Source organism: Vibrio sp. OPT41 (assembly GCF_015163595.1).
GTDB classification, from domain to species: Bacteria; Pseudomonadota; Gammaproteobacteria; order Enterobacterales; family Vibrionaceae; genus Vibrio; species Vibrio alginolyticus.
This window is the reverse complement of sequence record NZ_JADDYH010000054.1, coordinates 258,916-278,082: the sequence shown is the minus strand read 5'-3', so window position 1 is coordinate 278,082 and position 19,167 is coordinate 258,916. Positions and strand designations below refer to the sequence as shown.

Below are 19,167 nucleotides of genomic sequence, written 5' to 3'. Positions count from 1 at the left end.
TTTTTACTTACGCTTTCACTGCATGAGTTATACGCTTTTTCGTGTTACAAACTTCAACCTAATAATATGAGTATATTTTCATTGCCATTTGATCGATGAGTGCCCACTAACATTGCAGTAATTGGAGAACTCCTTTGTCACCATGAAAGTCGAACATTAACAACGTAGTTGGTTGCTTAAAGTGGTGCTCTCTGACCGCAAAGGCAATTAAAGCGAGAGAAGAACAAATGCCCATCGTGCCCCACAACTCATTGATAAGCTGCGGTTGTTCTGGGTTCGTGAATCGTTCTGCTTTCGCCCCCAGAGCAAAACCGTAATCTTCCGAGTGCATACGAAGGTTCGTCATATCGGAATACACTTCACCAAATGAATCGAGCTTTTTACTCGCACGTTGAACAAGTCGAAACATGCCTCTTCGGTCTGAAGTGTTTAATTCCGTATCAATGTAGCCAAGCTGCGCTTGAGGCTTAAGTTTCAATGTTTCTACGGTGTTTTTTCGACAAAGAATTAAACCCGCCCCACCCTCGCTCGGAATAACGCCCCATGGATTATTGGTACTAATTACCATCGCATCGTCGATGAGTGTTTGCATCGAACTCACCAAGGAATCGACACTGATACACATCATAGCATCATATTTATCCAATGATTTCATGGCCTGGAGAACGAAACTAGGCCCACTGGCATGAACAGCATTCACCACAGAGAGAAATTCAGCATAGTTACTTTCACCAAGCCATTCTTGCACCTTTACTAGAGAAACAGACACAGGCACCGCTATAAGCAAAGGTATTGGTCTCAATGAACGTGGTAACTGTGCTAATAATGAATCAAGCAAGTGGGTGATTAACTCACACGTTTTTTCAAACTGCTCACTTTCTTTGGTGTATTCGATTTTGGCGTAAGTAAAACGCTCGATACCATCATCCCCTACACATTGGTCGAATCTTCCTAAATCAGCATACGAAACTGCACTAGCAATATCTAAATTCATACCGGTTGGCGTCATCACTTCCATCCCTAGCACGTAACGGCCTGTTGAATTATGCATGCTCGCTTACCTCTTCCAACTTAGTGATGGATGTCGACACCAACAAATGCTCCTTGCCCTGACAAGGAAACGCAGCGGTGTAACTGATTGATATAGTTTTCTTTTCCGCATCAACGAATAAGGTGTACATCGCCATATCAGCTTGATAACTTTGACCTTTAAACGTCGCGATCGCACGGTATTTTTCTTTAGGAATTCGAAATGAAAGCGTGTCATCATGACAAAAACCACTCATCATCAAACGCTCCCCCCCACGAAGGAAGCCTTTGCACTGTTGATCAATAGGCGCGCTTTGGAAGAACCGCTTATCAAAATCGAGTGGCAACATTGGCTTGCGATTCTCAATCCAATCGTCATCGAACGTGCCGGCCAGCTTCTGGCGCGACTCAAAGAACGGAGGCACAGGCCCGAACCCCGCAACGCGTAGCTTTTTCGCGGCGGCACTCCAGTCCTCTCGGGGATAAAAAATCGAGGGTACTTTCTGTTCAAGCAATTCTTTGTTGGAGTCGGCAACCCCACCACCTATTCGGTTACGTAAATCACCGCCTACCGCGCAAGTGTAATCAATGTCTTTTTCAATAAATGGGACTGGATTGCTCAGCGTGATACTGCCAGCATGCTCAACCCATACGCGTTCCCCGTGAATAGCGAGAATCTTATCGATATGACCATCAATCAACACGCGACACTCTTGGTATGTCACTGGCTTTTTCGCGTAACTGCGCGCTTTGCCGTAAACAAGTACATCTGTGTTGTCTTTGGTATACGCGAACTCGTGGTCAACTTTCATCGCAGAGAAGCCTTCTTCGCCCAAATATTGGGGATCATCGAAGATTTCACTTTCACCTAATTCGTGCCAAACCACACCATCGAATTGCCATGTGCGTTTGGCGACCACAACCCACACTTCATCGCCGTTTTCGTCACGTTGAAAACGACCTTTAAGTGATAGCTCAGGGTGCGCCTCAATATCCCATAACTGCATTGCTATTCCTTAAGTTGAATCGTTCGCTCGCAGAAGGTGCGGCCTTTAAATTGTTAAAGTTCCAGTCTTGTTGATGAATCGGCATTGCCATATCCCAAGGCACGTAGGCTCTGGATTGAATACAGAGTTGACGCCATAGCCAATAGCGGAACAGCACATCAACGTTAGAATCTTGCATCGCAGCTAACGTAGACTCGAAGCTCAATGCGTAACCCAAGCGGCTTGGTAGATTTCGGATATATTTTTCATCTTCCACCCACTCATTGAGCAGATCGACGATCTCTTCCCATTCATACTCGACACCAACATCTTGCGGATTCAGAGGAAGAAGCTTTCCGTAGACGACATACAAGGCTTGAAGCCAAATTTCACCTTCAGCTTCCTCCAGACTTTCCAAGTGCTCGATGATTTGGGGCACCAGTTTCCAATTACCACCCAGCGCAAAATCAACAGGTGCTAATGAAGAAGAGATATCAAACGCCTCAAACTCTTTTAACTCAAGTAACTTGGCATAAGTGAGCACTTGCGCTGATGGTAATCCATTTGGTTCGATGCCAAAGCACTGACGGAACCAAGTGCCTCTGTCACGTTTGGTAATCAAACGTTCAAATAGATATTGTTCGCTGCCTGCATTGTCATTGAGCCAATCAATCCCCTCTTTCACGTCTTGTAAAGCGAGCAGTGGCAAAGCAACATGAGAGCTAATGATGCTGGCTTTGTGCCAGCGCTTGATGAGAGAAACACTTAATGTTTGACGTACACGTAAGCATTCAAAGTAAAACGCACTGGATGTCGCATTGCCCTCAATAAGCTCCGAAAGCGTGCTATCCATAGATTCAACCGGAGATTGTACGGCAATGACCATTGCGGTTTTAGCGTCAATATCTTCGAGTAAACTCAATCCGCACAAAAGGTTATCCAACTCTGAGCCCAACTCGCCCTGTAGCATCAGCCAGCTGTAGATTTCTGGCTCCTGGCCTCTTAACTGATGAATCAACCCCGGTGCTAGCCGATAAAACGACAAGTACACCTGCTTCAGTTCTTCAATTTGGCGTTCGATCAGCTTGAGATACGCCAACTCACGACTTGGATAACCCCTTTTGTGAATTTGAACTCGCTGCCTGATTAAAAACCCGATACTTTCAGAAGCAATGGACAGCTTTTCATTACAGAAATCCAGCCATGTTACCGGCAACTGGGAAAGGTCATTCACAGCGCGATCAGCTTTTGCTAACGCGCCTTCGACTTCTTGATTGGTTATGGGTGCCTTTAGGTGCTCGACACCGATTCTTTGTCGCATCTAGTTATCCGTTATTAGCGTGCCATAACGCGATTGCAATTAGTTAATACAAAGTAATTAGCTAACTCGACGTAAATTAGCTAATGCTAGGTAATTAGTTAATTGCGATCGTTCCGCCTTGAATTTTTTGTGCTTTTTCTGCTTGAGAAGTGACGTACTTCGCTTTAGTGGTAATTCGTCCATCGCGCCCGCTATAGCGAGTTTCTGTCTCACCACTTTTGACTACCAACTCTTGTTCTGTCTCGATAACCATCTTCTTCGCTCGCAATACAAACTCGTCAGAGTCATCCAGAATGGAGAAGAAAATGTCCGTCACAAGAGGCAAGCTTAAGTCGTCGTTCAAAAATTCAACTCGACAACTTAATCGATTATCGATAGCCATTTGCAGCTCAGAACGACGAAAGCCACGTCCTAGTCTCGCAGTGAGTGGCTGCTTAAATGGGTTACCATCAAAATCAACTCGCACACTGCCCGTAGACTCATTGATACCCACTATTCTTCCAAAACGCGAAAAGCAAGCCGTTGATTCGGCTTGCTGCTCTGATATTACTTCTGTTGTAAGAGGTTGTTTTTCCATTGTTAGTTAACCACTACGTTGCCACCTTTCACGACGACTTTGTCACTGCCTTCGATCGTAATAGCCGAGCCTGATAACTTTATTGAACCATCACTATTCATCACTAAAGAGGAACCACCCGTTTTCAATACAATCTTGTCGCCACTGATAATTTGCGTTGCACCATCAGCTTTATAAGCGGTGTTACCTTTCACTGATACCGTTAGGTTGCCACCAACCGTCTGGTTATCATCCGCACCAATATCTGAACTCTTAGACGCACCGATAGTAAGGTTACTGTTTTCGCCAATATCTAAGTCATCATTTTTGCCGATCTTAGTCGTACGGTTATCACCAATTTCTAAGTCAGAATTGTTTTTCACATACTGGGCTTCGTTCGCGTTGTATGTGACGGTAACGTCTTGCTCGACTGTCTCGGTAAACGTACTGTTTACTTGTGTCGTTTTATGCCCATGAATGGTTTCTTTATGGTCACCATGAACTTCATTCGTTTGGTGACGTGCAACCTTCAAGAATTCATCTTGACCGATATCACGGTAACGGTTGTTGAGTACCTTGGTCGACATGTCTTTTTGAGCGTGAATATAGACTTCTTCTTGGTTCGCTTCGTCTTCAAAACTCAACTCGTTGTAACCTGTTCCTTTGTGCGTTTGCGTGCGGAACGTGGTACGAGTTTTGTTTTCTGGCAAAGAGTAAGGTGGGAAATGCAAACCGTTGTAAACTGCGCCCGTAACTAACGGACGATCTGGGTCCCCCTCAAGGAAAGTTACTACGACTTCGTGGCCAATACGCGGCAAATAAACTGCGCCCCATGTTGGCGCAGCCATGGATTGGCTTACACGAATCCAACAGCTTGAATGCTCGTTGTTATCACCGTAGCGATCCCAATGGAACTGTACTTTCACTCGACCAAGCTTGTCGGTGTAAATCTCTTCACCTTCTGGTCCTACAACGACCGCCGTTTGAGGGCCATCCACTACTGGTGCCGCTAGTTTAGGCGCTTTAAACACCACATCACGTGGAATACACGAGAACTGGTTGTAGTAAGTGGTTGGCATACCACTCGCTTCATCTTCATGCACTTGCGGATCTTGACCTGTGTGCATTACAGACAACATGAGGTAATCGCGGTTAATCTCAGAACGCGGGTGGTCACTGACGTTAAAGCTGTAACCAGATGCTAAGCGCATTACGTCACTCGTTGCTTCCACTTGTTGATTATCGACTATGTGTTCCGACATCCACTCCGTGGTTCTCACCTGCCCCATCAGCGGGTCGACGTATCGTCCAGGATAATCAAACTGCTTGAGATCTTGGTCTAGCTCGCCAGCCTGTGTCATCTCTTGTGGAATTTTAGGGTGTTCGTAGTTGTAATCTGTATACGTAACCTGTCCCGTTCTAACGCGGTTAACTAACTCGAGATCAGAGATATGTTCGCGATCGGCAACACCGCCACCATCGGCATGATAAACAATCGGCCCAATGTAAGAAGCATTTAGTGGCGAGCTTATCAAAGGTGCAATCGCGTCATTACTGTCGACAATGACCATCGTATGATTTGAATCGCTATGGTCAAAGTAATACCACATACCGTGTTCAGCCATCATACGCTGCACGAAGTGCAAGTCAGACTCACGGTATTGCAGAACGTATTCTTTTGGAGGATAAGTACCCGACACTTCAAATCGGTAATCGGTGACTGCCCCATCATCGAGTACTTCTGTGATGATGTCTTGCGCTGACTTTTGCTGGAAAATACGACAATCTTGGCGCTGAGATAAGAACCAAGCTTGAGGAACCAAGACTAATTGATAACGAGAAAAACGACGTCCAGTCCCTAAGTAACGAACTTCATTCACCACGCCGTTGAACACGCGCGCAGCCCCAACACCTTGTCCGTAAAGTGTCAACGTTCCTGCTTTACGTATTAACTCATCGAACGAGATATCTGGATCAAGTGAAAGTAATGAGAGATTGATGTGGAAAGGCTTAGATAACTCTTCATGAACATGAAAGCTCTCAACCCGAAATTCATGCCCACATCCAGGCACTTCAAATTTAAATTCTACGTCATTCACCATATCTTTTACCTGATACAAATAATCGAATTAGGGCCAACAATCGTTGGCCCTGAATCTTTACGCGACGAGCAATTAAGCTTCGCGTGGAGCACGCCAGTCGTCGTTACCCGCAGTACCACAGTTTTCGTGAGTTACTTCGATCGCACGGTAAGTGAACTTAAGCACTTCTTCTGTCACGCGGTCAGCTGTTGCTGCGTCTTGACAGTGGTTCATACGAGTTTGGATATCGACAAGTAGCGCATCAATCAATTTGATTGAGTAGTAGTGCTCTTGTTTACCTTGAACTGAAGTACGGTAGAAGCGGATCACACACTCAGGAAGTTTTTCGCCAGATACTAGTGCGTTGAATAGTAGTGGAGATGAGCGATCTTGAACTTTAGTTACAACAAGTGGACGGTGTACACGTTGACCAGTTGGCTGACCACTTTGTGGATCACGTGGAACTGTTAGCACGTGATCAAGTTCTTGTACTAGGAACTCATCAACATGAGCTTCTTGCCATGTGTTACCTACTGAATCTGCAGAGTAAGTATCTTTAGTAATATGGCCTTGAGTCTCACCTTGGATAGACATATATGCTGGAGTTGGCATCGCTATTTCCTTTTCTAAAATCTGTTTTGTTTAAATCACCAAATCGCTTATCACCGCGACTACTTGGTATAATCAAAGTCCGTGCCAACTTTAAAAATGCAATAAAAACAACAATTTAAATAAATTAAGACATTATTCACTAATATCTTGAGTACAATTTATTGGATAAAAAACCAAAAAGTTGGATTAAGATAATAATAAATTGTTCTAACTTTAAAAAGTTAAAATAACCATATAAAACCGTGTAAATAAAGTCATTAAAACTAATAAATCCGACACTTTTACTATCAATTAATTTAGAATAACAACGCCATTAAAATAACCACAAACATTAATGTCACAATAATCATTAAAAATAACCAACAAACGATAGTCAAAATATCTTGATAAAAAAAGAACGCAATCACTTTTAGTATAATAGCTGCTACCTCTTTTCCTCTAAAGAATAAAATGGCTATGATAAATATAAACCTTTCTTCATTAATTCAGCGTCTACACCCGATTGCAAAAGTAGCATTAGAAGACGCCGCTGCACTTGCAGTCTCTGAAAAAGCAAACGAAGTTCAAATTGAGCATTATTTACTGAGTCTATTAGAAAGGCCAAATAGTGATTTTGACGTCTTATTAAGTCATTTTGATTGTTCTGAGAACTTATTAAGACAATCGGTTCGATCCACACTCGACACCAACGCCAAAGGAAATGGCAGCAAACCTGTTTTTTCTGCTTTATTAATCGAATGGTTGCAAGAAAGCTGGCTGGTTTCTTCTTTAGATCTATCCGAAACACAAATCCGCTCTGGTGCCTTACTCCTTACTCTTGTTAGCAACCCACTACGTTACGGCAAACATGGTTACGCCTCTATCCTTGAAGCGGTAAACCCTGACAGCCTTAAGCGTAACTTTGCAGAGCTAACAAGCCACTCTATTGAGGCGCAAGTTGCTACTTCAGAGAAAACACAAGCTCGTGAGGATGGCTCAGCACTGAGCAAGTTCACAACCGACTTCACTGGTAAAGCACGCAAAGGCGAAATCGACCCTGTTTTCTGCCGCGACCAAGAAATCCGCCAAATCGTGGACATTCTTGCTCGTCGCCGTAAAAACAACCCTATTGCTGTTGGTGAACCGGGCGTTGGTAAAACCGCAGTAGTAGAAGGTTTGGCACTTAAGATTGTACAAGGTGACGTACCAGACAACCTCAAAGGTGTTGAGCTTTACGGGCTAGATATGGGTCTTCTGCAAGCTGGTGCAAGCGTAAAAGGTGAATTCGAAAAACGCCTAAACGCGGTATTGGATGAAGTGAAAAACTCGCCAACCCCTATCATTCTTTTCATCGATGAAGCACACACCCTTGTTGGCGGTGGTAACCAAGCGGGCGGCAGCGACGCGGCAAACTTGCTAAAACCAGCCCTAGCGCGTGGTGAAGTGAAAACCATCGCTGCGACAACATGGTCGGAATACAAGAAGTACTTCGAGAAAGATCCTGCTCTTGCGCGTCGTTTCCAATTGGTGAAACTCGACGAACCGTCTCCTGAGCAAGCAGCATTGATCATTCGTGGTCTGCGCCCAGCATACGAGAAGTCACATAACGTTTACGTGCGTGACGATGCTATCACTGCTGCGGCAGCACTTTCTGCTCGTTACATCTCTGGCCGTCAACTGCCAGACAAAGCGATCGATGTACTAGATACGGCGTGTGCACGAGTGAACATCAGCCTTAATGCCATTCCTGCTTCTGTTGAGACTCTGCAGCAAGAACTTGCAGCTCAACAGCGCGAGCTTGAAGCACTTGAGCGTGATGCTCTGCAGCAAACTGGCGACAAGCACAACCTTGCTAACATTCCAGACCTAAAACTGGCAATGGAAACAACGAAAGAAGAGCTAGCAGAACAAGAAGCGCAATGGCACAAAGAAAAAGAGCAGATCCAAGAGATGATTGCTCTACGCTCTCGCTTACATGAACTGGTCTTTGGCGAAACAAACGAAGAAGAGCTTGTTGCAGACGAAGATTCAGAACAAGAGCAAGACGTTTCTCCATATGCAGAAATGGATGAAGAAGCCGTTCGCATTGCAATTTCGGGCTGCCAAGAACAGCTAGATGTAATCCGCAATGGCAACCCACTGGTTCACTTTGAAGTGGGCCCAGATGAAGTCAGCCATGTGATCTCGGACTGGACTGGTATTCCAATGGGTAAGATGCTTCAAGACGAAGCAGAAACCACGCTAAAGCTGAAAGAAAGCCTAACACAAAGCATCAAAGGCCAAGAATACGCTATCGATGCACTGTCTGAAGGCATTCAAACCGCAAAAGCAGGCTTAGGCAACCCAGACGCACCAACAGGCGTATTCCTGCTGGTTGGCCCAAGTGGCGTGGGTAAAACCGAAACTGCTCGTGCAATTGCTGATCAAATGTTTGGTGGTGAGCGCTTTATGACGACCATTAACATGTCTGAGTTCCAAGAGAAGCACACGGTATCTCGCCTAATTGGTTCACCTCCGGGTTACGTAGGTTACGGCGAAGGCGGCATGCTGACAGAAGCGGTTCGTCAACGTCCATATTCTGTTGTTCTTCTTGATGAAGTGGAAAAAGCCGACCCTGAAGTGTTGAACCTGTTCTACCAAGTGTTCGACAAAGGCACGCTGAACGACGGCGAAGGCCGAACCATCGACTTCAAGAACACGCTGATCATCATGACCAGTAACCTTGCAACACACGAGATTGAATCTTTGGTTCATCAATCAAAAGACATCGATGCAAACATCATCGCAGAAGCTATTCGCCCTACATTGAACCAACATTTCAAACCAGCGCTGTTGGCACGTATGTCAGTACTACCATTTGTTCCGCTGTCTGATGAAGCAATGACAGAAATTATTCACCACAAGCTGAACAAAGTTTCTCAGCGTCTACAGAGCCATCACAAGTTGTCGCTAAGCTACGAAGACAGCTTGGTTGAGTTCGTACTAGGTAACTGTCGCCTTGCTGAAACGGGCGCGCGTAACATCGACGCGGTCATCAACCGTCAGTTGCTGCCGCAACTATCGACTCAGCTATTAGTGCATGACAAGGATGATTCACATACGCAAATCGAAGTGTCTGTCGATGAGCAAGGAACACTAACCTATGCGTTCAGCTAACCATAGCGAACTTAGTAACGCCCTACTTGCGATCAGTCAGTCTTTGGCTGATCGCAGCCAGCTTACCCAAACCTTGGATGCTGTGTTGACCGCTGCGAGACAAATGACCCTCGCAAAGCACGGCATCATTTATGTTTTGGACCAGACTGGCCAGGCGTTGATTCCAAGTACCGCTCACCATAACGATAAAACGATTGTTTCCCACCCTTGGGAGGCATTGCAGATTGATTCCGCTAGTGAGAACGATCCATTTAACTTTGCCATTCGTAATGGTGAAGTGGTGTTGATTAACGAGTTGTATAAGTACAACGGCTATGACTGCGAAAGCATCTATCAAACAGAACAGACGCTAGGGCTAAAAAGCGAGAACTTACTGGCTTGGCCTTTGATTGATAGCGAAAGTAAGACCATTGGACTCTTGGTCTTGCTCGATTTAAGTGTTATCGACAATGAAGCTGCATTGACTGAGTTTTGTCGTATGGCCGCGAGTAATATTCGCCAAGCCGTTTGGTTAGAGCAATACGGGCAAGTAATAAAAAATCTCAATGCCGACAATCAAGCCCTAGTGCGCGAGAACACTCAGCTCAAAAAACGTACCCAGAAAGCCTATCAAGGTCCTATTGCAGAGAGCGAAGAAATGCTCAATGTCTTGAATCGTCTTGATAAGGTGCTATCTCTTCCTGTCGACGTTCTGTTGCGTGGTGAAACGGGCGCTGGTAAAGAAGTGATCGCGAAATACATTCACGAAAACTCTAATCGTTCAGAACAACCTTTGATCGTACAGAACTGTGCCGCAATCCCAGAGCAGTTATTAGAGTCAGAACTCTTTGGCCATAAGAAAGGCTCATTCACTGGCGCGGACAAAGACAAAGTCGGTTTGTTTGAAGCAGCCAACGGCGGCACGCTATTCCTGGATGAGATTGGCGATATGCCAATGCTACTACAAGCAAAATTGCTGCGTGTGCTACAGGAACGTAAAGTTCGCCCAATCGGCACTAGCAAAGAGATTGAAGTGGACGTTCGCGTTATCGCCGCAACCCACTGTAATCTTATGCAGCAAATCAAAGATGGCGGATTCCGTGCCGACTTGTTCTATCGCTTAAATGTCTTCCCTATTACATTGCCGCCCCTGAGAGCCCGTAAGTCGGACATTATTCCCCTTGCTGAACATTTCGTGCAACACACAACCAACACGCTAGGTTTGCCGCAAGCGCCAGGGTTAAGTGCCAACGTACGTAAACAGCTCCTTGCCTACCAATACCCAGGGAACGTGCGTGAGCTTAAGAACATCATTGAGCGCTCGGTGCTACTGTCCGATTTTGAAACCATTACTCACATTGAGTTTGGCGAACAAATCCCAGAAGATGTACCAAGCATCGACATGAAAGCAGCTTCACCTACCCCAGAGCAACCTGCTTACGAGCAGCAAGCACAAGTGGATTTAGAAGACGTTTCAAAGAGCCTTAAGGACGTTGTCAGCCAATACGAGCGTACAGTAATCATCGATTGCTTAAATGCCTGCAATTGGCACACCAAGAAGGCCGCTGAGCAATTGGCGCTGCCAATGAGCACACTCAACCACAAGATGAAGAAATACGACATTTCTGCAGCGGGTTGATGGGGCTTAAAAAGAAAATTCTAAATTCAGTATGAAGTCATAAGAAAAGAAAAACCGCCCGAAGGCGGTTTTTTATTTATTTAAAATCCAATCATTTATCAATTCAATTTGGTCATCACTTAACCTATTCGGCCTAGCTTCACCCTTGTCCAGCCATTCTAAAATAGGTCGAAACTCATTGTGCGTTTTTCCTAGACGGCTTACTATTTCTTGTCTCGAAAATAAGTCTGTTTTATCCTCTATTTTCAGAATTTCTTCGGCCCCTTTGATTAGCTCATCCTTACATTTATACCAAGTTACTGGAATGTCCTCACGGTCAACGGCATGTATATTAAGCTTTAATTTTTCTGATTGCGCATGTAAACCTGATCCAATAGGCCCAATAAGTTCAAGTTGAAGGTCAATATATTCGTGAAAATTATCAACTAGCTTCTCAACTCTCTTAAATGGTTTAAGCCCAGCTACTTTTGAACCTAATACATTGACATATTCGGGCTTGAAAATCTGTGCATAGATATCCGTCTTCTGGTGCAATCCAACTAAGTTGGTGATAGCGTGACTTTTAAGTTCATTCGAACTCATTCTTGAATAAGATTGACGTAAGCTCTCTAGCTGAGTGGAGAGCTCAGTTTTTAATGGTGCTCCATGCTTTTGTGAGGTCATTACGTCAAACTGCCATTCATTATCTTTTTCAACAATGGTGCCTATTCGATATAACTCCTCTTTACCCAAAGTGAAGTGAGTTCCACCTGACACACCAGGTAGAAAATCAATATTGTTTGTAAGCTCAACCGCTCGCAATTTGGCCTCAACACCTATCACTTTACCAGGCGCGAATCCTAGGTTACTGAAATGTGTATCAGGACAGTGTTTAGTCTTAACGACCGCTAGGCAATTGACCCACTTACTCCAATCAAAATCCTCAACCTCCTCCTTGTAGTACCGCGCGAAATCAGAGTATTTACCTTCAAGACCTTGCTGCATTATATGGAGTTCAACGGTCGGATCATCAAACACTTTCGGGAAACTACCTTGATCTGCATCTGGTTTAGGCGCTGACAGGAAACTTCCTGAAACTAACAAATGATCAGCATGTTTAATGTCTTTATTTTTACCAAATTGATAAAGCCGAGAGGGGCTTAATGAAAGATCGAATGTAGAAATCCCCCATGTCCCCCAAAAGTCATAATTAATAGGTTCAAATGAATCATTAACCCCTTTGATGCCCGCCAGGTACTCATACTCTAGAGGTAACTCACCGGTGCGTAATTCTCTATTTTCTTCTTCAAACAAGCGGTTCAAATATATGTTTTTCGGCGAATCGGACGGAATCCACGGTCTTGTTCCCTTAATTTTGTTGACTCCAAAAACAAAAGACGGTTCGATAATCACGCCCCAAGTTTCATCATCAGATTTCTGGTTAAACAGCGCTTGTTCTTTAGAAGTCAAATTTAAATTATCAACTATCGGCTTAATATCTCGCAGGTACTCTGAGCTTTTATTGACGATTTTGGACCCTTCCATCACCGCATCTGTCTTAGTTGAGTAATTCGACCAATTCCAGCGAGCTTGAACCTCAATTCCCACTCGATGTAAAAAGCGGCGCTTTTCTGGCTCTAATGACTCGACCGCTTCTTTAGCTAAGACGACGATAATCCTAACCTCATCAAACGGTGACAAAGACCCATATTCTGCTAGGAACTCATCCATTGCTATCCATTTTTTTGGTGCTCCATCACGAGCCGTTTTAACAGATATTGACTGTTTAGCTCCTTTGTACAGCGCTTCCAGATCTTCAGTTTTAAAGGGAACTTCAAACATTTTGACAAGCGCTTGAGTATTAGCGGATGCCATGTAGTGAATTGGGCTGTATTCCATAAATGGTCTTGGGCTTTCACTATCCTCAGCGTCAGAGTACCAATCGCTCAACTGTCTGCCCGCAATACTTGCCCCTAGCTGTGCGTAAGCAGAATAAGTGCTGGCTTTTAGGAGTGATAGCTCTGCTTGTGCATAGTCTGAATCCATAAAGAACTCATCAAGGTGGACCATACCAAAACCATTTTCATTAAGTTGCCACTGATCGTTGAGCAAAAAAAGTTTAATGTAATCATTAATATTTTCTATCGAAACGTTGCTATGGTCGCCTGACATTTCTTGATAGTTTCGTTCAAGCAATAATCGACTCAAGCCATTCAGCGCGTGAGCACGTTTGTAATAACTTGACTTCATCTCGTCAGAGAGACTTTCTGAACCAAATGACAATATTTGTTCTTGAGAGACAATATTTTGGTATTGTATTTTTTCAAGATTATTTCGTAGCTTTAAAGTGTCTGCTTCTTCAGTAATAAAATCATAAAGATTTGAGAACAGCGAAGAACCTGCCTTGCCCACCGTATAAATAAAGTTAGCAGTCGCTCCCAAAGGCGTTACTGAAGCCACATCAAGGGCAGTATCAAGGGCAAGTTCTATTGCATCTAAAGTGGCCGCGTCAAGCTGCATCTCATTAGCAATCATCATTTGACGGGATTTTTCGACGACAGTTAGTCCACCGCGAGAAACTGGGTAATCTAAGATTGCTTCAAAATGAAGCAGTAAGTCGACGCGACGATTGCGTCGGCGTTGATCTTCAGAATCATTGGGGACAAGCGGTTCTCGCTCACCTAGACCAATGGCACGTATGCACGTTTTCCAAACGGCCTGGTTAGACGTAATCCCTTCTAATATACATTCTCGTATATAACTCGCTCGCTCTTCTGATAAAGTCTGGTTGTATTCGATCGACCCACGCGAACAAGTGTGACCTTTTATCGTAATTGGAATCGGGCGATGTATTTGCGATAGTATCCCCCCTAATTCAATTAAGTTGGCTCTAGCTTTAGGGTTATTTGAGTCGCTACGGTCAAAAGCAAACGTCGTGCTTCTTAATTCGAATATGTGTCGCCCTTTTTTAACCTCGGTATTTAATGAAAGCTCATCGTTGTCTCCAAGCTTGGGCAGTAGGTTTTTGAGTTGTTCAAGTGCCTTAGTCTCTGCGTCCAAAAGTGCCTTATCACCAATACTAGCCAAAGATTTCATTCCAGGCTGCTGTACAGTCGCAAGGTACTCAAGCACAACAGAATCAAGCCTTTTGCTCGCCTTATCGTCTTTGTTGTAAGCCTCGACTAAGTTTCCACCTTTAATGATGACATCAGCCAAAGTGAAACCTTTACCGATTTTTTCCGCTATTTGAGTATCTTGTAATAACTGACGCCACTGCGAAGGCACTTCAATCAAATTGATCTTATCTTTCAACTTGTCAAATAAGATATTGCCTTTGTCACCGAACAACTTAATCATATCGATTTGACTCTGGCCAAATGCAGCCGTATTCGCTGAAAGATCATTAGCTTTACTTATAACGGACAAACAAGCCTCTGTCGCACCCGCAATATTTCTCATTTCGCTATCAGCACTGCCACCAACAGAAGCCGCAGCAACCTTGGCAACGGTTTGCCAACTTAACTTGTGTTGCATCGTTTGGGCTGCACTTTCAATGTACGCTTTATTGCTTTGTACACTGTGCCATATCTGAGGAGCAATTGCGTTTTTTGACTCACTGGCGAGTTTTTCAGGCAAATCAGTTGGGCTTTGTTTCAGTTTTTCCAGTAAGTTGGGGTAAAGGTGAGAGGCTTGATTGAACAGTGCTTCCTCTACCGAGATGGGATTACCGTTCACCAAAGCACTGCGCCCAAGCGGGGTTGAGATTGGTAAGTGCAATACTCGTTCGCAAAAACTGTATTTTTTTTGAAAGTCTTTCCTTAACCAATAAGCTGTTGCATTTCTGTCCACAGTAGAGAGATCAATATCAAAACGGCAATGCTGGCTCGCCTCGTCGAGTTTAAATATCGAATCAGAACTTACCCAGAACGTAGCGCTATAAATGTTCTTTTCTTGGCCGTCGATATCTTTGAATTTGACTTCTTTAACAGTGCTCACAGCGGTTAAATTACTGCCACCTGCATCCCCTGTAATTCGCAACTGTGAAGGAAAATTCGACAGCGTAACCGTCGCGCGAACGAAGTTGGCATCAGAGAAGTGGACCACAATCGTATATTTCTGAGGTAATACAATGGCTTTTAGCGTACTCAGCTGCTTTTTCTCTATCGAGTCCTCAAGTTTACCGATAGCAGCAGCATAGTGTTTATCACCGACCTCTTTACTTGGTAATAGTTCAGAGATGGAATAATCACTTTGTTCAGAAACTTGATAATAATTTTCTAAAGGCTTAGTTTCTGCTCCCGAGATAAGCGAATTATACAGATTCGCCAGCCATTTACCGTCTTTGCCCTCTTCACTCATAAGGTGAATTGGCGCTAAATAAGGCGGAAAAAATAGTAAACGAGAGTGGCCAGAGGCAAACGTTGTTGCGGATGCAGGATTACCTTGCAATGGCAAATTTTGCCCCAAATCTAATGATTCAGGCGCGTTAAAATAGGTAATTTTTCCGAGTGCATCACTGTACAGTAGCGCCGCTTTTGGTGGTGTTTGAGTTTGGTGACCTTTGCCATCATAACTGACAGTCCTGCCTTCACTGTCGTCTTTATGCGCGAAGCACACATTGCGTAGGGGAAAATATCGACTATTTGGAACTGGTCCCCTGTCATCAAAAAGTTGCCCTAGGAGATAAACACCACTGACTTTAAGGTTTGATTTCGCCACGTAGTTTACTCCTTATTTGACCTTATTTGAGTCGCAATGTGTTGTCACAAAAACATTGCCTTGTTTTTCAATTTGACATGTACGTTCACATCGAAAGATATCTTCACCAGAAGAATTTTCGTAAGTTACTTTTTTGCACTTTTGTTCCTGAGATGCGAGGTAGCGAGCATAGGCATCTTTAAACTGAGAATGACTTGGCAAGGCTGGGAATTCCTGACGTAAATCATAATCAGAAAAATGAGGCTGCAGACTCGCTGGAACAAAAAGGGAAAAGCCATTAACACTATCGCCTTCCACAGGCGGTTTATACTGGTAAGCGAGTACATCAATCGGCGAGCTCTCATCTGCCTGACGCGCTCTATACAGTCTCGGGGTAGGCGCATCCATGCCACTTAATACGCCGAGTTGCAACGTGTAGCGGCTGTCTTTACTAGCCAAAGGTATGGCTTTGTCGGTTGCTCGAGTATTAAATGAACGATAACCGTCCTTGGTGTTGCAAGTAAACGCACCACCATCCTCCCGCCAATAGATATAATCTGCAACGGCATTGTACTTTCTCCGCTCTTCGAGTAAATAACATTCATTAGGGTAATAGCGCTCCACAGTGTAATGTTGCCACTCGCCAACTTGATAGATGAGATTAGTTTCCTTATCGGCTTTACCTAAAACTTTTTTGCTACGTGAGGTACTTGTCTTAACCAGAAGCTCTTTCCCATCATTTAACAGCCTAACTCTTTTAATTTTGTCATAGGCAAGATCCCCCCAATTACCTTCAAGCCATTTCTTTCTCAGTTCAGGAGAATCTGGGTTAGGTAAAGCCAACGGCAGCTCACTCATAACCATGTTGTTGGTATCAAATTCATACGCCTTACCGAGTTTCGACATATAAGCTTTACTGCTGTCAGGCAGCCAGCCACCAAAGTTACAACCGCCGCCAAAGCGTTCAATTTGGCGGGTTTTAAGGTCTGCAACGACGCAACCTTTTAATGAAGCGAATAAGCCCATATTAAAAAACAAAAAGCGGCCATTTGGTGAGCGCTGTGGGCGCAAGTTTTTGGTAAACCCAACTAGGCTGCCAACCTCTTCTGGGGTCAATAAGGTTTGTAGGTTGCTGCCGTCTAAATTCATGGTGTATAAACCAGCTTGTTTGCGGTTTTCAGAACGATAAATCTGCGTGATTATTTGCGGCTTGTCTCCGGGGTTGTCCCACTGAGCCAACGGCGCGGTGCGTGGGTCTGCAACCTCTAATATCCAATCAGTTTTCTCTGATTTTTCACCAACAGCTAGCCCTAGGTAAGAGACTACCGTGTTTAACGCTTTGTTATATTTTTCTTGCTCCGCCTGTGCAATCGCTCTTTCATCTAACCATTGCTGAACTTGTGGGCTAAAGGCACTGCCTACCCCAACGCCTGCAATAGCTAATGCAGACAAGCCAAATACGACTTTTTTGTTCATAACTTACATTCCTAATTCTTGTTTCCACAGCGACATATATTGGCTGAGATTCTCTTCTGCATTCAGCTCTTGTTCGCTACGCTCTGGCTCTGGCTCTACCCTTTCCGCCATTTGAGTCGGAGTCGACCAATTCTGTATTTGCTCAAGAGTTAAGTATTGAAAAACCAGTTCCGAGTGATGGGTATGACCTGGAGAGGTGATCTGTAAAGTGAATTTTCCTTTTGCGGGAAAACCACCGAGCTGCGCCGTCGCAAAATGTGGGTTTTCTTGGTCATATTGCAGCGCTTCACTCAGTACCCAATCACTTTCACTATCAGATATCACCGCATAATGAATAACAGGAGTATTAAAATCGATCAGCCCGGTTTCAACTGACAATTGAAAACCACTGTTTTTTCCATCCACATAAGCAATGACCGTATTACTCTGGTCATAGCTGCGAACGATGGCTTGTTGGTCACTCAGCCATGGCATGTCGTCTTCAGTCACTTTGTGGATGGCTGCGCTGTCTACATCGGAGGTGAACTCTTGTGCACTGAATGACTGTGCGTCACTGTAACTGCTTAATTCATCTAATGGCGTGCTGGACTTCTCTAGCAAACCAGCATCCGATTCTAATGCTTCAATTTGAGCAAAGCGCTTTTGCTTTGGTGAGAAAATGATCTTGAGTCCATTTTCTCCCTGTTGGACTTCACCCGATATTTTGTAAGGTGCCCAGAAATGCGCCATAGCAAAACCGCTTGCGCTTCTTTGTATTACCTGAGGTGTGTCTTTTTTCTTTTCTTCTTGCTCTAGCGTGCGGTAATACTCGACGTCAACATCTTGGTAGTAACCTTTCTCGTTTATCGCCATCTCTCGCCAAAGCTTTCCTTTCCAAAACACATAAAGGAAACCACCACGCAGGTCAGAAGCTTTTGCTTTGTCGTTGCTACCATCTAAGTAAGCCAAAGGTCTCACCGGCACCAACACGTTGTCCCACTCATCCATCTGAGTTTCTTTATCAACGGGTTGCAGGTCTTCGGCGAGTTTAAGCAAGATTGGCTGAGGCTGGTCAGAACAAGGAATTTTGATATAAAGCGTTTTGCCTTCAGCATCCAGATCTTTAAACGTGGCAAGGCTACGGTGTTTGTTCTCGGTATCAGCCTTGCCTACAGTCACTTTTTCTTTTTGAGCGTCGGTTTTTCCCAACATCAAACATGCCGCATTACTAGACCACTGTCCTGCAAACTCGACAACGATTTTTTGATCTGGGCTTGGCTCAGAAGGTACATGCGTGTAACTGCGAACTAGAGCAACATCGTCAGTAACCTGCTTGTAACCCACTTTAAAAACTTTGCTTTCATTCGAAGCAGATACAGAGTCAACGAGTGTTTTAAGTCTAGGAAAACTTTGCAACTGAGAGTCTGTTAGTGGCGACCTACGAGCAAAGGAAGACAATGAGACCCAACTGCCTTTCCCAAGTTCGGCTCTGATCGCTGCTAGCAATCCGCTGGTCGTTTTTTTAGAAGAAAGTGAAATCTTTTGCGCAAACTCTTTAGGGAGGTTTCTAAGGATGTCATCTGAATTTCGCAAACGCGAAAGCTGCCCTATACACTCGTCTGGTGTAAGAACATAAGATAGCTCGCTGGAGGATAGCTTCGAGCTAGGTATAAATTTGCAAACTAAATGCATTTGAA

11 protein-coding genes are annotated in these 19,167 nt (G+C 44.3%); 2 read left to right on the top strand and 9 right to left on the bottom strand.

Annotated elements, in window-relative coordinates; genetic code table 11:
• Window positions 1–106 precede the first annotated feature (106 nt).
• The 6 genes from IQP38_RS19985 to IQP38_RS19960 form a co-directional block, all read right to left on the bottom strand.
• Complete coding sequence (locus IQP38_RS19985) at window positions 107–1,051, bottom strand: hypothetical protein (protein WP_193837942.1); 945 nt, start codon at window positions 1,049–1,051, stop codon at window positions 107–109.
• Window positions 1,044–2,036 carry a DUF2169 family type VI secretion system accessory protein gene (locus IQP38_RS19980; RefSeq protein ID WP_193837941.1) on the bottom strand — a complete coding sequence of 331 codons (993 nt, stop codon included), beginning with the start codon at window positions 2,034–2,036 and terminating at the stop codon, window positions 1,044–1,046. Before IQP38_RS19980 ends, IQP38_RS19985 begins: the two co-directional genes overlap by 8 nt.
• Window positions 2,017–3,336, bottom strand: coding sequence for a hypothetical protein (locus IQP38_RS19975; RefSeq protein ID WP_193837940.1), 1,320 nt, complete (start codon window positions 3,334–3,336; stop codon window positions 2,017–2,019). Before IQP38_RS19975 ends, IQP38_RS19980 begins: the two co-directional genes overlap by 20 nt.
• A 94-nt stretch (window positions 3,337–3,430) precedes the next feature.
• Window positions 3,431–3,913 carry a hypothetical protein gene (locus IQP38_RS19970; protein WP_193837939.1) on the bottom strand — a complete coding sequence of 161 codons (483 nt, stop codon included), beginning with the start codon at window positions 3,911–3,913 and terminating at the stop codon, window positions 3,431–3,433.
• A 2-nt stretch (window positions 3,914–3,915) separates the two neighbouring features.
• Window positions 3,916–5,994 carry a type VI secretion system tip protein VgrG gene (tssI, locus tag IQP38_RS19965; RefSeq protein ID WP_005373412.1) on the bottom strand — a complete coding sequence of 693 codons (2,079 nt, stop codon included), beginning with the start codon at window positions 5,992–5,994 and terminating at the stop codon, window positions 3,916–3,918.
• A 72-nt stretch (window positions 5,995–6,066) separates the two neighbouring features.
• A complete protein-coding gene (locus IQP38_RS19960) occupies window positions 6,067–6,585 on the bottom strand; it encodes an Hcp family type VI secretion system effector (RefSeq protein ID WP_005373415.1) in 519 nt (172 codons plus the stop codon).
• Window positions 6,586–7,041: 456 nt separating this feature from the next.
• Between IQP38_RS19960 and tssH the strand changes: the two genes are divergently transcribed.
• Together tssH and IQP38_RS19950 are read left to right on the top strand one after the other, a co-directional pair.
• On the top strand, window positions 7,042–9,720 hold the full coding sequence (gene tssH, locus IQP38_RS19955) for a type VI secretion system ATPase TssH (RefSeq protein WP_193837994.1): 2,679 nt from the start codon (window positions 7,042–7,044) through the stop codon (window positions 9,718–9,720).
• A complete protein-coding gene (locus IQP38_RS19950; protein ID WP_054576094.1) occupies window positions 9,707–11,338 on the top strand; it encodes a sigma-54-dependent Fis family transcriptional regulator in 1,632 nt (543 codons plus the stop codon). The genes tssH and IQP38_RS19950 overlap by 14 nt, the downstream gene beginning before the upstream one ends.
• Before the next feature lie 72 nt (window positions 11,339–11,410).
• On the opposite strand, the gene IQP38_RS26980 is transcribed toward IQP38_RS19950, so the two are convergent.
• Genes IQP38_RS26980 through IQP38_RS19935 form a run of 3 tightly spaced genes read right to left on the bottom strand, consistent with a single transcriptional unit; the run spans window position 11,411 to window position 19,162 of the window.
• On the bottom strand, window positions 11,411–16,036 hold the full coding sequence (locus tag IQP38_RS26980) for an OmpA family protein (protein ID WP_322621760.1): 4,626 nt from the start codon (window positions 16,034–16,036) through the stop codon (window positions 11,411–11,413).
• 12 nt (window positions 16,037–16,048) lie between these two features.
• Window positions 16,049–17,491 carry a hypothetical protein gene (locus tag IQP38_RS19940; RefSeq protein ID WP_193837938.1) on the bottom strand — a complete coding sequence of 481 codons (1,443 nt, stop codon included), beginning with the start codon at window positions 17,489–17,491 and terminating at the stop codon, window positions 16,049–16,051.
• A 3-nt stretch (window positions 17,492–17,494) separates the two neighbouring features.
• Window positions 17,495–19,162: a hypothetical protein gene (locus IQP38_RS19935; RefSeq protein WP_193837937.1), complete on the bottom strand. Its 1,668-nt coding sequence runs from the start codon at window positions 19,160–19,162 to the stop codon at window positions 17,495–17,497.
• Window positions 19,163–19,167 lie beyond the last annotated feature (5 nt).

Excerpts from the sequence above, each read along its gene's own strand:
- IQP38_RS19970 (WP_193837939.1), bottom strand. The coding sequence starts at position 3,913 with ATGGAAAAACAACCTCTTACAACAGAAGTAATATCAGAGCAGCAAGCC.
- IQP38_RS19935 (WP_193837937.1), bottom strand. The coding sequence starts at position 19,162 with ATGCATTTAGTTTGCAAATTTATACCTAGCTCGAAGCTATCCTCCAGC.
- IQP38_RS19960 (WP_005373415.1), bottom strand. The coding sequence starts at position 6,585 with ATGCCAACTCCAGCATATATGTCTATCCAAGGTGAGACTCAAGGCCAT.
- tssI (WP_005373412.1), bottom strand. The coding sequence starts at position 5,994 with ATGGTGAATGACGTAGAATTTAAATTTGAAGTGCCTGGATGTGGGCAT.
- IQP38_RS19975 (WP_193837940.1), bottom strand. The coding sequence starts at position 3,336 with ATGCGACAAAGAATCGGTGTCGAGCACCTAAAGGCACCCATAACCAAT.
- IQP38_RS19980 (WP_193837941.1), bottom strand. The coding sequence starts at position 2,036 with ATGCAGTTATGGGATATTGAGGCGCACCCTGAGCTATCACTTAAAGGT.
- IQP38_RS19985 (WP_193837942.1), bottom strand. The coding sequence starts at position 1,051 with ATGCATAATTCAACAGGCCGTTACGTGCTAGGGATGGAAGTGATGACG.
- IQP38_RS19940 (WP_193837938.1), bottom strand. The coding sequence starts at position 17,491 with ATGAACAAAAAAGTCGTATTTGGCTTGTCTGCATTAGCTATTGCAGGC.
- IQP38_RS19950 (WP_054576094.1), top strand. The coding sequence starts at position 9,707 with ATGCGTTCAGCTAACCATAGCGAACTTAGTAACGCCCTACTTGCGATC.
- tssH (WP_193837994.1), top strand. The coding sequence starts at position 7,042 with ATGATAAATATAAACCTTTCTTCATTAATTCAGCGTCTACACCCGATT.